Annotated in this window: 10 protein-coding genes; 5 read left to right on the top strand and 5 right to left on the bottom strand. The window is 34.1% G+C overall.

Going from position 1 to position 13,330, the window contains the following annotated elements; genetic code table 11:
* The first annotated feature begins 579 nt into the window (after positions 1 to 579).
* Positions 580 to 1,494, top strand: a complete 915-nt coding sequence (locus tag F6K54_RS18995; protein ID WP_293080442.1) for a MauE/DoxX family redox-associated membrane protein — start codon at positions 580 to 582, stop codon at positions 1,492 to 1,494.
* A gap of 84 nt (positions 1,495 to 1,578) precedes the next feature.
* Entirely contained in the window at positions 1,579 to 2,481 is a 903-nt protein-coding gene (locus F6K54_RS18990) for a GNAT family N-acetyltransferase (RefSeq protein WP_293080441.1), read from the top strand.
* A gap of 502 nt (positions 2,482 to 2,983) precedes the next feature.
* Here the strand turns inward: F6K54_RS18990 and F6K54_RS18985 are convergent.
* From F6K54_RS18985 to pgsA, 3 genes are all read right to left on the bottom strand, one after another.
* Positions 2,984 to 3,292, bottom strand: coding sequence for an ATP-binding cassette domain-containing protein (locus F6K54_RS18985; protein ID WP_293080439.1), 309 nt, complete (start codon positions 3,290 to 3,292; stop codon positions 2,984 to 2,986).
* 425 nt (positions 3,293 to 3,717) lie between these two features.
* Entirely contained in the window at positions 3,718 to 5,646 is a 1,929-nt protein-coding gene (locus tag F6K54_RS18980) for an ABC-F family ATP-binding cassette domain-containing protein (RefSeq protein WP_293080436.1), read from the bottom strand.
* A 1,049-nt stretch (positions 5,647 to 6,695) separates the two neighbouring features.
* Positions 6,696 to 7,214, bottom strand: coding sequence for a CDP-diacylglycerol--glycerol-3-phosphate 3-phosphatidyltransferase (gene pgsA, locus F6K54_RS18975; protein ID WP_293080433.1), 519 nt, complete (start codon positions 7,212 to 7,214; stop codon positions 6,696 to 6,698).
* A 314-nt stretch (positions 7,215 to 7,528) separates the two neighbouring features.
* Between pgsA and F6K54_RS18970 the strand changes: the two genes are divergently transcribed.
* Complete coding sequence (locus F6K54_RS18970) at positions 7,529 to 7,774, top strand: hypothetical protein (protein ID WP_366558168.1); 246 nt, start codon at positions 7,529 to 7,531, stop codon at positions 7,772 to 7,774.
* Between the two features lie 179 nt (positions 7,775 to 7,953).
* Here F6K54_RS18970 and F6K54_RS18965 read toward each other — a convergent pair whose 3' ends face one another.
* Entirely contained in the window at positions 7,954 to 8,124 is a 171-nt protein-coding gene (locus F6K54_RS18965) for a hypothetical protein (RefSeq protein ID WP_293080431.1), read from the bottom strand.
* A 113-nt stretch (positions 8,125 to 8,237) separates the two neighbouring features.
* Between F6K54_RS18965 and F6K54_RS18960 the strand changes: the two genes are divergently transcribed.
* Complete coding sequence (locus tag F6K54_RS18960) at positions 8,238 to 9,572, top strand: RNA-guided endonuclease TnpB family protein (RefSeq protein ID WP_293080428.1); 1,335 nt, start codon at positions 8,238 to 8,240, stop codon at positions 9,570 to 9,572.
* Between the two features lie 30 nt (positions 9,573 to 9,602).
* On the opposite strand, the gene F6K54_RS18955 is transcribed toward F6K54_RS18960, so the two are convergent.
* A complete protein-coding gene (locus F6K54_RS18955; RefSeq protein WP_293080425.1) occupies positions 9,603 to 9,995 on the bottom strand; it encodes a hypothetical protein in 393 nt (130 codons plus the stop codon).
* A gap of 1,435 nt (positions 9,996 to 11,430) precedes the next feature.
* On the opposite strand from F6K54_RS18955, the gene ggt reads away from it, so the two are divergent.
* Positions 11,431 to 13,206 carry a gamma-glutamyltransferase gene (gene ggt, locus F6K54_RS18950; RefSeq protein WP_293080422.1) on the top strand — a complete coding sequence of 592 codons (1,776 nt, stop codon included), beginning with the start codon at positions 11,431 to 11,433 and terminating at the stop codon, positions 13,204 to 13,206.
* Positions 13,207 to 13,330 lie beyond the last annotated feature (124 nt).

Genomic DNA, 13,330 nt, shown 5'->3' with positions numbered 1-13,330 from the left:
AGCGATAGCCTCAAGCCTCCCCTAGACTTTTTGCCAGTTTTCTGAGGAGATAAAAATTTCACTCTTATATATAGGTAGTGGAAAATTTGTCAGAGACTTTTCCAGATATTCGCTCTTTCTAGAGGTAAGTAGATATTTTCTCTTTGTGGAGCGATAGCCTCAAGCCTCTCCCAGAATTTTTACCAGTTTTCCTATATATCCTATATATATAGATAGTCAAAAATTTGTCAGAGACTTTTCCAGAATATCTGCTCTATCTAGAGGTAAGTAGAGATTTTTTGAAGTAGAGCGATCGCTCTTTTTATCAAGAGGTTTTTCTGTCTTTCGAGGTTGGGTGTTTGAGCAACTTCGGCAGAAAGTAGTAGACTGACACAGCTAAAATGGTGCGTTACGACGGATTGTTAAATATCTTTCACAGTCTAGATTTAAGCCGTCTAACGCACCCTACAACTCAAACTTAGTCAGGGATGACTTTTGACTTTTGAATTGCGCGTAGCGCTATGTATGTGTGCAAAAATCGGCAATAACAGGTAATATAAATTAAAACGTAGTAGTACCCTTGTTCCCTATTCTTTAATCATGTTATTAAACTTAGCTTTTACAACTTCTTTTCTCGTAGGTATTGTATTCCTTTTGACTGGCATTGCTAAAGTCATTGAACCTTGGAAATTTATCCGACATATTGCTCAACTTGGTTTATTAAATCAAGCCTTAATTGTATCTACTTCTATTGCTTTTATTGCTATTGAATCAGCTTTAGGAATGGCTTTGATTTTAGGAGTTTTTCCTAAAGTAATAATACCTTTAAGTATTTTATTATTAGTTGGTTTATCTATTCTTACATATTGGAGTACATCAACTGGTAAAACTGAAGATTGTGCTTGTTATAATGGCTGGTTAGAAATCTCTCCTAGTCAAAGTTTAATCCTCAATTTTATTTATATTTCTCTGTTGGTTGTTGCTGAATTTTTGGGGAAATATCAAGTTACTGTTTTATGGCAATGGGTGGCAGTATTAATAACTTTTATAACTAGCTTCGCCTTAGCTGCTGGTTCCCTAGAATATATGCAAAATTCAAGTCGCCCTTACATTGATTTTAGTCCGTTACAAAAAAACAAAATTTGGCAATTAGAATGGTTGGGAGAAGATTCAAAATCTTTAATGTCTGGGTCTGTAATTTTGGTATTTATGAGTCCTCAATGTCCTCAATGTAAGAATTGGTTAAAGGTATTAAAGTTTTTGCAACGACAAGACGATTTACCTAATGTAGCGGGAGTAGTTGCTCTGAGTAATTTGGATGAGGGACAAGATTTTGTAGATAATTATGCTTTAAATTTTCCTGTTGCTGTAGTAGAGCAAGAGTTGTATAAAAAGTTGAGAATAGAGGCAGTACCTACAGCAGTTGTTTTAGAAGATGGAGTGATTCAAGACAAATGGATAGGAAGTATGCCTGTGTGGTTTGTTGATAAAATTCGTCAAATTAATCAAAGATAAAAAATCAAACGTTAAATACAAAAAGTAATTAGTAACTGATTGATTGTAAACTAGAGCTATAATTTAGATATCTGATACAATAAAATGTTAAAGTTAAGGTTATTAAATCCAAGTTTAATCTCTCAAAATCAAGAAAATTATCAAAGGCTTACTTATCCTCGTTATCGTCCTTTACTAGATAATCTTCGAGATTCAAGATACGTTGCTATAAGTGCGGAAGATGATCGAGAAATATTAGGATTGGCTATAGGAGAAATAGACTATCAACAAAATATCGGGGAAGTTTTGTCTCTGTTTGTGATACCAGAATATCGAAGGCAAGGTATTGGGAATGAGTTATTGGTTGCCCTAGAAGCGGAAATAAGGGGAAAAAATTGCCGACAAATTGATTTGATTTTTATTCCTAATAAAACTGTTATTGCCTTGGAAAAAATATTGCAGAAAAATGGCTGGTCTGAGCCTAAAGTTCGTATGTTAATTTGTCTAACAGATCCAAAAAATCTGAAAGACTTAACTTGGCTAAATCTAGATAAGAAGTTACCTGAAGGTTATGAAATCTTTCCTTGGCGAGAATTAACTTCAAGGGAAAGAAAAACTATTCAAGAATTACAAAAAAAATCACCTTGGTATCCAGATATTTTATCTCCTTTCAGTGATGAGGATATTATTGAACCAATTAATAGTTTGGGCTTAAGATACAATCGTCAAGTTGTAGGTTGGATGATTACTCACCGAATTTCAGAGAATACTATTCGTTACACTAAGCTATTTGTCAAAGAAGAACTACAATCTATCGGCAGAGGAATTGCTATTCTTGGACGAGCAATAAAATTGCACATAAATCATCCTGAAGTTAATCAAGGTAGTTTTACTGTTGAAATAGAGAATGAAAAAATGGTTAAATTTACTGACAGAAGATTAAAACCTTATTTAGATTCTTTTCGTCAATCTTTTATTAGTAGTAAATTGATACAGAAAATGACATGACTTCTGACTTCCTATTGAGCAACAAAGCTAGTACCAACTAAAAGGTGAGCTGGAAAAAATTGTTAAGAAATAATCATCTTTTGTGCAATAAAGCCCCTCAGAATGAAGATGTGCCCACCCGGAAGTACAAGGGGTTTTGAGAAGTAAATACAAGTCCAAAAAAACACCCCGAAAAAGTGCTACTGGGGTAGCAAGCTTTTAGGGAGTATTGCCTTTTCCTCTTATGGCCGAAATATTACTCTACTCAGAAGAAATCATCAATTTATTTTAACCTCCCGCCATGCCAGGTAACGGAAAACGAAGAAATAGCAAGGGTAGTTATACCATTTCTCCATGAAGTTGCGCTTAATAAAAGGTAACAGTTGTTTGTTGAAAAATTCAGGTCTGGGTAAAAATTATTAAGCGCATTGTTACAGAGAAATGGTATTAGTCAATTTATCGTAGGCAATACACCGACGAAGCACCTATTTCTATTTATAGATAGGCAGCAAAACCACAGTAACTACTTAGCTGCTTCAATCTGCTCAGGAGTACAGGTTCCAACTATTTTTTTGATTTCTCCGTTTCTCCTATATTTGATTCTGCAGGCTTTACCACCGGCTACTTCTTCCAGTTCCAGTGCCACCATTGACACAGACTTTGTTAAGACCGAGCGAGGAATTTCTCGACGGGCAATATAATCAAATAAAATTTCTCCTAATTTAGGTTCATATAAACCACAAACCAAATTAGCAATAGTTGACTTTCCAGACCCACTTTTTCCCAATTCAGTAGCTTCTCTTTGTAAAAAAGGCTTCGTTTTTACTCTCATTTGTTTATTGCTTATTATCAAGACAGAATTTCGCCCTCAAAGAATAAATAAAGACAAAAAATAATTTTCGCCCATCCTATCCACTTTCAGGAGATGTAATGATTAATTGTTATACCAATTCTCATGTATTAATACTATATTTAGGCAACACTTCAGTTATTAAGTAATTAATACTGACCTAATCGCATTTTTGCTAATAATTAGCAAGTTAATGTTAATTATTATTATGTTTACTTCTCCCCCACTCCCCTACTCCCTCACTCCCCTACTACCTCCTCTATAATTCCCATTTATCATAACTCCTGACTTCCGCTCCTGGGAGGGGTTAGGGGTGGGTTGACTCTTCCCCTCACTTATAAAACTTTTTCAGCAAACCCTAATTATTAATTATTAATTATTAATTATTAATTAGTTTAACTATTCCTCTAAGAATTTATTTCTGCTAACTCTAACCACCTTTCTGTGGCAGTATCTATTTCTTTTTCTAAACTTTCTACTTTTTCATGGAGTTTTTGAACTTCACTTACTTCTCCTGGAGGTGCATTATAAAGTTCATTTTCAGTCTTTGCCTTCTCCGCTTCTAACTGAGCAATTTTTTTCTCCAAGTTCTCATATTCTCGCTTTTCTTTTGACGATAATTTTCTTTGCCTATTCTTATCCCAAGAAACCCTTTCTGATTTTTTTGGTTTAACTAAAGTTTCCTTAGACTTTTCTGCAACTGCCACAGCTTTTTTTGTTGCTGCTTCTACCTCTTTATAATCTATATAAAGAGAATAATTTCCCGGATACTGTCGTAAATTTCCTACTCCTTCAAAAGCAAAAATTCTATCTACAGTCCTGTCAAGAAAATAACGGTCGTGAGAAACAACAATTACACAACCATTAAACTCTTCTAGATACTCTTCTAAAACTGCCAAAGTTTGTACATCTAAATCATTAGTAGGTTCATCCAAAATCAAAACATTCGGCGCACTCATCAATACTCTCAACAGAAATAATCGTCTTTTTTCTCCTCCAGAAAGTTTATATACAGGAGCATATTGTTGATTACCAGGAAACAGAAATTTTTCCAACATTTGAGAAGCACTAATTTGAGTACCATCAGCAGTTTCCACATACTCTGCCACATCTTTTATATAATCAATTACCCGTTGACTTTCATTCATAGCATCTAGCAAATTTTCTGAATGTTGGTCAAAATATCCTATATGTATTGTCCCACCAATTTCTACCTTCCCAGAATCAGGTTTAACTCTACCTGTAATAATATCCATTAGGGTAGATTTTCCCACTCCATTACCACCAATAATTCCCACTCTATCTTCAGGGATAAATTCATAAGTAAAATCTTTAATTAGAGTTCTACTATCGTAAGATTTACAAACATTTTCTAACTCAATAACTTTTTTACCAATTCGACGACCAGGAGTAGAAATATCCACCTTTCCTAAAGCTTGTTTAAACTCAGTTCCTTGCATTTCTTCTATGCGTTGAATCCTAGCTTTTTGTTTAGTGCTACGAGCTTTAGGTCCTCGCTTCAACCATTCTAATTCCCGGCGTAATATTCCTTGATGTTTACGTTGAGAACTAACTACTGATTCTTCAGCTAAAGCCTTCTTTTCTAAATAGTAAGAATAATTTCCAGTATAAGTAAAAAGGTCACCCCGGTCTATTTCGATAATTTTATTAGTAACTTTGTCGAGAAAATAACGGTCGTGAGTAATTAATAAAATTCCTCCAGAAAAACTATTTAAGTAACTTTGTAACCATTCTACAGACATAGCATCTAGATGGTTTGTTGGCTCATCCATTAACAAAACATCAGGGTCAGAAAGTAAAGCTGCTGCTAAAGCAATACGTTTACGATAACCTCCAGATAAGTTACCAACTTTGGCATCAAAATCTTGAATTCCTAATTTACTGAGGATAATTTTTGCCTTAGTTTCTAATTCCCAAGCATTGGTATTATCCATGGCATGAGTTACTTCAGAAAAACGCGCCATTAGTCGATCATCTTCAGGATTATGGGCTAATTTTTCTGATAATTCTTCATATTCTCGTACCAATAACATTTGTTCTCCACTATCAGAAAAAACTTGTTCTAATACAGTGTTATTTTCATCTAAATCTGGTTGTTGTGGCAAATAAATAATTCTGGCATTTTGATTAATCAAAATTTGACCACCGTCTATAGGTTCTAAACCAGCAATCATTTTTAATAGGGTTGATTTTCCCGAACCATTTGTACCAATTAAACCAACTTTATCATTGGCATCTAAACTGAAGTTAGCATCTCTTAAAACTTCTTTGATGCCAAAGTCTTTTTTTACTGATTGAAGTGTAAATATACTCATTTATTTAAGTCAAAAGTTAAAAATTTTTAAGTCAAAAGTCAAAAGTCAAAAGTCAAAAATTAACATTTTTAAGTTAAAAGTCAAAAGTCAAAAATTAATAAGAGAGATTGAAGTAATTATAGAATTATCAACATATATTATATAACCGGATTCTTTTTTTAAGTCAAAAGTCAAAAGTCAAAAGTCAAAAATTAACATTGCTACACTCTTTTTAAGTTAAAAGTTAAAAGTCAAAAGTCAGAAATTAACATTTTAAGTTAAAAGTTAAAAGTCAAAAGTCAAAAATTAATATGGCTACACTCTTTTTAAGTTAAAAGTTAAAAGTTAAAAGTCAAAAATTAACATTTTAAGTTAAAAGTCAAAAGTCAAAAGTCAAAAATTAACATTTTAAGTTAAAAGTCAAAAGTCAAAAATTAACATTTTAAGTTAAAAGTTAAAAGTCAAAAGTCAAAAATTAACATTTTAAGTTAAAAGTCAAAAGTCAAAAATTAACATAGCTACACTCTTTTTAAGTTAAAAGTTAAAAGTCAAAAGTCAGAAATTAACATTTTAAGTTAAAAGTCAAAAGTCAAAAATTAATATGGCTACACTCTTTTTAAGTTAAAAGTTAAAAGTTAAAAGTCAAAAATTAACATGGCTACACTCTTTTTAAGTTAAAAGTTAAAAGTCAAAAATTAACATTTTAAGTTAAAAGTTAAAAGTCAAAAGTCAGAAATTAACATTTTAAGTTAAAAGTCAAAAGTCAAAAGTCAAAAATTAACATAGCTACACTCTTTTTAAGTTAAAAGTTAAAAGTCAAAAGTCAGAAATTAACATTTTAAGTTAAAAGTCAAAAGTCAAAAATTAATATGGCTACACTCTTTTTAAGTTAAAAGTTAAAAGTTAAAAGTCAAAAATTAACATGGCTACATTCTTTTTAAGTTAAAAGTTAAAAGTCAAAAATTAACATAGCTACACTATTGAAGTAATTATAGAATTACCAACATATATTATATATAAAACCTACCACCTAAAACCTACCACCTAAAACCTACTACCTAAAATCTTCTTTAACTATTACTAACATCTTTATAAGGCCATAGATAAATTATTCCTGAAATTATCGTTAAAGCCACAGCTATCCAAAACATAATTATAGCTAGATTTGACCAAACTTCAGGTAAGGGAGCAATTAACAAAGAAATAGCAAGAATTTGACTTACTGTTTTTAATTTTCCCCAAATATTAGCTCCTGAAATTTGTGTTTGATTAACGCGCCAACCAGCTATAGTTAACTCCCTACCTAGAATTAAAAATACTCCCCAAACTGGTACTTTTCCTAATTCAATTAATCCTAATAAAGGTGCTAATACTAATAATTTATCTGCTAAAGGATCTAAAAATTTACCTAGATCGCTGACTTGGTTAAGTTTTCGTGCTAAATAACCATCTAAAAAATCTGTAACTGAAGCAATTAAAAATATTACTAAACATATCCAAAGATTCTGATTAGTAGGAGTTTTCAGAGTGTAAAGAATTAAAGGTATCCCCAGAAGACGGGAAAAGGTAATCCAATTAGGTATATTCATAAATATTATGGTAATTGTTAAGAGTTGACTGTAGATAAAGACAGGGAAGTTAATGAATTTATAATTCTGTGCAGCCTCAAATAAAATTGGTGTAAGCATTCAGCTATCAGCTTTTTAGAGAATCAAGCAAAGACTAAAGTTAGTGGACAGAAATATTTCATTTCCTGCAGAATGCTGCGCAAACATATTTCACTTCTTGACTACTAATTCCTTCTTCCAAGATAATGAGTTAATAACTCATAGCTGATAGCTGACGGCTGAATGCTTACCCTTATGTTATACAATTATTGAGATTAATTTCATTGATTCAAATTATGATTATGCCTGTATCAAAAGAAGAAGCAAAGCAATTATTAGAACGGTTAATTTTTGACAAGGAACGTCCTCAAGATTGGGTGCAAGATGTTTGGGGAATGAGTCCAACTTTGGGAGAGACTGCCGCTAAGTTGCTAGATGTTTTTGATGTATTAATTACATCTTGTCCAGAGGCTGAATTAAATGATGTCCTACAAACTTTTGATACAGAATTGACAGAATTGTTTGATGAGGATATTCAGTAATGAATAATTAATAATTAATAATTAATAATTAATAATTAATAATTAAACCTTAAAATAAGGGATTGACCAAAATATTTTTTTCGATTTTATTCCCTTAAAAGGGAAAGCTTAAAACCTAAATTTTTCAACCATTAATTATTAACTATAATTATTAATTATGAGGTGAGAAATCCTAATTTTCATTGAAATAAAAATGGTTGATAATTTGCCATTTCTGGATGCCCCACAGGATTAATTCCTTGTTGTAAAAGTTGATGGGCAATTTGAACGGCAAAGCAGCGATCGCTACTATGTTTAATTCCATATAAAGACAACAAAAACTTTGGTTCAACAACTGAAAAATTATTCACTTTTATCTAATGTTGGCATTTATACCCGCGCTCTCCTGAAAGGGAGCGTCGTATGGGAATGCCAACCCATGGTATAATAAAACTACGAGGGTGTTAGTAATAGGTCAAAAATATTGAAAGCTAGATACAAATACCGCATCTATCCTAATCATATACAAATAACTAAATTAAATCAACTATTTGGCTGTTGCAGGTATGTTTGGAATAGTACATTAGCATATTGTAATCAACTATATTCTGATGGGCAAAAGAAACCTGACTATGTTGACTTAACTAAACAATTCATAACTCAAGCCAAAAGGGAATTAATTTGGTTGAAAGAAGTTGCATCTACTCCATTACAACAGTCTTTAAAAGATTTAGACCAAGCTTACAGAAACTTCTTTGATAGTTGTACTGGGAAACGAAAAGGGATTAAAGTAAAGCCTCCAAAATTTAAGTCAAAAAAATCTAGACAAACTGCAAGATTTGTAGGTAAAAATTATCAGGTCAGTCAAGATAAAATCTATCTTCCCAAAGTCGGAAAAATTAAAATAGTTTGGTCTAGACCATTAGCTAGTCAACCTAGTTCTGTGACTATAATTAAAGATAGTGCAGGCCGTTATTTTGCTAGTTTTGTAGTAGATACTTGTGTTGAATATTTACCTGAGAGTGAAAACTCAATAGGTATTGATTTGGGGATTTCAACTTTTGCAACTTTGAGTGATGGTCAAAAAATTGATGCTCCTAAACCTCTCAAAAAGAATCTCAAGAAATTAGGTAAGTTTCAACGTAAATTAGCCCAAACTGAACTAGGTAGTAAACGTCGTGAAAAGGCACAGGTTAGAGTGGCTAAACTTCACGCAAAAGTCAAAGATATTCGTACAGACTTCCTGCACAAGTTATCAACTGATTTAGTTCGCAAATACGATGTAATTGTACTAGAAGATTTGAATGTCTCTGGCATGATTAAGAACCGCAAATTAGCTAAAGCCATTAGTGATTTAGGCTGGCGACAATTCCGGACTTTAACTGAGACTAAATGTGAAAAATATGGTCGTGAGTTTAGAGTTATTTCTAGGTGGGAACCTACTTCTCAAAAATGTTCTCATTGTGGTTTTCAAGGCGGTAAGAAAGAATTGAATGTTTCCTGCGGAATGCTGCGCAAACGTGAGTGGACTTGCTTAAATTGTGGGGCGTTCCATGATAGAGATATTAATGCAGCAGTGAATATTCTTAATACTCAATCTGCTTTAGAAACAGTTAATCAACCAATAACCAAGGTTGAAACAGTTAAAGCAACAGTAGCAAAAAATCCGATTCAACTGTCACTTTTCAATAAAGTCGCCGAGGGTCAAACGGAGACAATTAAACGGACACGGAGGAAACGTCAGACTGGCAAGCTAGCAGATTCCAATGATGTGTCAACCCGCCCTGAGTCATTCCTTCAGCTTAGTCTGTTTGATTGATGGATGGGAATCCCGCGCTGTACCGTTAGCTCAGGGTCGGGAGGATGTCAATGTAGGAACTTCTTCAACAAAAATATCCAGCATAACTTTAATAGTTTCTCCTGCTAAAGGAACAAATTTAGTATAACGGGAGAATGTATTTGAACCTGGTAAGCGGTCGAACCTTGTCCAAGTTTTTTCATATTCTTGTTGTTTCAATTGAGCAATTAATTCACCAAAATTATCTGGTTTAACAAAAATATCAACATCTTTATGGTCGTGAGCGTGCTTGAATTCTGTATGATTTTCTGGAGTCATAAAATGCCAAGCCCATCCACCCGATAATACAATTTTATCGCTAATTTTATTAATTTCATCTAGGATAACACTTAGTCGAGTACTATCCCACAATTCACCTAAACGTTCAGGATTATGTATTCCCATTGCTTATGTAATAAATTTCAATTTTATCAAAAGACACTAAGTTAAGAGGATATTTGAAAAGTTTTTTGATACTGAATTTTGCCCCCCTAGCCCCCCAAAATTGGGGGGTACAAGAGTCAATTTGCTTCTAAAAGTCCCCCAAAATTGGGGGATTTAGGGGGCTTAGATGTAGCATATTGAACTTCTCAGACAACCTCTAAATAGTAAGCATTTCCTACGGAATGCTGCGCAAACAGCTATTAGCAGTCAGCTCTTCCTGCGGAATGCTGGGCAAACAGCAATAAAAATGAATGAACCAAGTATTTGCTTAACTTCTACTACATTTTTGAACAAAGAATTGAAGCACAAGAACAACGAACTTAAATTGTCAACTAAAGGTAATAAAGCTGATAGCTGAATGCTTACTTGAAATATTTAAAAATAAACGGTAATTTCAGTTATCAAGAACACCGGAACAGAGAGGAAAAATAAAAAATATTGATATTACATCAGTTACTATAGCAATCAGGAATGAGTTGTGAGAATTGAGATGTTACTTAAAAGTATAGAATATAGCAATTATTATATTCATATGATATGTTTTTTTCTTCTTCTCTGTTCCCTGTTCCCAGCTCCGGTGTTCCCTAAAAGTTGTCAATATCTCACAACTCAAATCATATTGCTATATTACTATCTTTGAAATATCAAAAACTTAAAACTCAGACAACACAATACTCTTTCCTCTTCCTTCTTCTCTATTCCTTATAATTAAGGTTGAAATCCTCCCATTTATAAGAATAAATAAATCCCAAAAAACCTTTTCATCAATCTCATCAATTTTCAAGAAAAGTAATTATTAATTATTAATTGTTGAATCAGGAACAAAATTATGGAATAATACTAACTCCTGTTTTAAAGCGTAACAGCTCTGCTGGATTTCTACCAGATGGCCTATTCTGCTAAACATTTTAGCTAACCTTTAGGCCAAAAATTTACAAATCTCATGCCAGAAGAAAGTCTTGGTATTGAGAAGAGGTCATTTCAGTTATCAGTTATCAGTTATCAGTTATCAGTACCTTTGCCTGAAGTATTGGGATTGAAATATTGAACCTTATTTTTTTTAATCCCCTTGAAAGGAGAGACTTGGGACCTTATTTTTTGGTCAAAAATTGAATATAGCAGTTGAAAGAAAGGTGTTTGACATATCAAAAGCTCAAAACTCAGATAACACAAGCCTTTTCCTTCTCTGGTAGATAACTAATTGCCTAGTGCCGCTACGCGGAAGTCAGAAGTCAGAAGTCAGAAGTCAGAAGTATTGATTGGTAAGACTTTTAGGATTTTGTAACTGGTCAGTTATTTCCGCCATTCTGCACTAGATAACTAAAGGTCTTCTTCCTTCTTCCTTCTTCCTTCTTCTTTCTGCTATAAATAAAAATAAATTTTATATACTTGCTAAATGCCTCAAATTTCATTACTTAAAACTAAAAGCCAAATACTCTTATCTACTTGTCTCACTATTTCCATTTCACTATTTGGATGTACTCAAAACTCCCCAAAATCTGTAACACCCATAGCAGAATTAAAACGCAGTAAACAAAGTATAGTAGTATCAGCTCATCCCTTAGCCAGTGAAGCAGGAAAATTAATTCTGCAAAAAGGTGGAAATGCAGTAGATGCAGCTATTGCTACAGCCTTCGCTATTTCAGTAGTAGAACCATTTTCCGCAGGTATTGGTGGAGGTGGTTTCTTGCTATTAGGAACTCCCCCAGAAAATCCTGAAACTCAGAAAAAGTATAAAATTCAAGCATTAGATTTTCGGGAAAGAGCGCCCAAAGCAGCAACCCAAAATATGTACCTGAACTCACAAGGAGAAATCGAAAAAAGAGCAAGTTTAGATGGACATTTAGCAGTAGGAGTACCTGGAACTGTTGCGGGGTTATATACTGTTCATCAAAGCTATGGGAAATTACCTTGGTTAGAATTATTACAACCAGCTATTAGTTATGCTCAAAATGGGTTTGAAGTAAGCGATCGCTTCGTTAATAGATTAGAAAGACGTTTAGAAGTAATCAACAAAAATGCCGCAGCAAGAGAAATATTTACAAAAGATGGAAAAGCATATCAGTCAGGAGATTTACTAATTCAAAAAGATAAAGCTCAAACCTTAGAAACCATTGCGAAAAATCCACAAAGCTTTTATACAGGCAAAATTGCTCAAGCGATCGCTAATGATATGGCTGCCAATGGAGGTTTAATTACATTAGAAGATTTAAAAAATTATAAACCAATTTGGCGTCAACCTATCTGTGGCAACTTTCGACAAGCGGAAATTTGTGCTATGCCGCCACCATCATCTGGGGGAGTTCATCTACTACAAATATTAAATATCGTCGGCGAAACTAACTTGCAACAGTGGGGTAATAAAAATCCTGATACTATTCATTTACTGACTGAAGCAATGCGGGTTGCTTATGCCGATCGCTCCAAATATTTAGGAGATCCAGATTTTGTACAAGTACCTGTCAGAGAATTAACCAGTCCTAGTTATGCTCAACAGCAACGTCAAACTATTAATCTCGAACAAGTCAAACCATCCACTGAAGTACAACCCGCATCACCAGAAACTCTAGAGCGTCATACTTCGGAGTCTCCAGATACTACTCATTTGACGGTAGTAGATCGAGAGCGCAAAGTTGTTAGTATGACATATACAATTAATGGTAGCTTTGGTGCTGGAGTAGTAGCGAGTGGTACAGGAATATTATTAAATAATGAGATGGATGACTTTGCTGCTGCTCCAGGAGTGCCAAACTTATATGGTTTAGTGGGAGGTGAGGCAAATGCGATCGCTCCAGGAAAAACCCCTTTGTCAAGTATGACTCCTACTATTGTGACAGAGGATGGTAAGTTAATTATGGCAACTGGTTCTCCAGGAGGAAGTACAATTATTACTACAGTGTTGCAGGTAGTTTTAAATGTGCTGGAGTATCAAATGAATGCTGCCGAAGCTGTATCTGCACCTCGTTTTCATCATCAATGGTTGCCAGATAGATTACTTTTGGAAACAGGAGGGTTTAGTGAAGCAACTGTGAATGAGTTGAAACAGCGAGGACATAATGTTGAAATGCGTGATGGTTGGGGAAATGCAAATGTAGTTGTGGTGGATGAGAGTGGGGTGTTGGAAGCGGCAGCAGATCCTCGTGGAGAGGGAGAGGTGAGAGTGGGGGAGTAGGGGGTTATTGAGGACACGGAGAGGGGGAGACACGGAGACGCGGAGAGAGTAGGTGGAAAAGACGCGGGGAGGGGGAGACACGGAGACGCGGAGAGAGTAGGTGGAAAAGACGCGGGGAGGGGGA

It is taken from the genome of Okeania sp. SIO3B5, assembly GCF_010692555.1.
GTDB lineage: Bacteria > Cyanobacteriota > Cyanobacteriia > Cyanobacteriales > Microcoleaceae > Okeania.
This window is presented reverse-complemented; position numbering and strand designations above follow the sequence as displayed.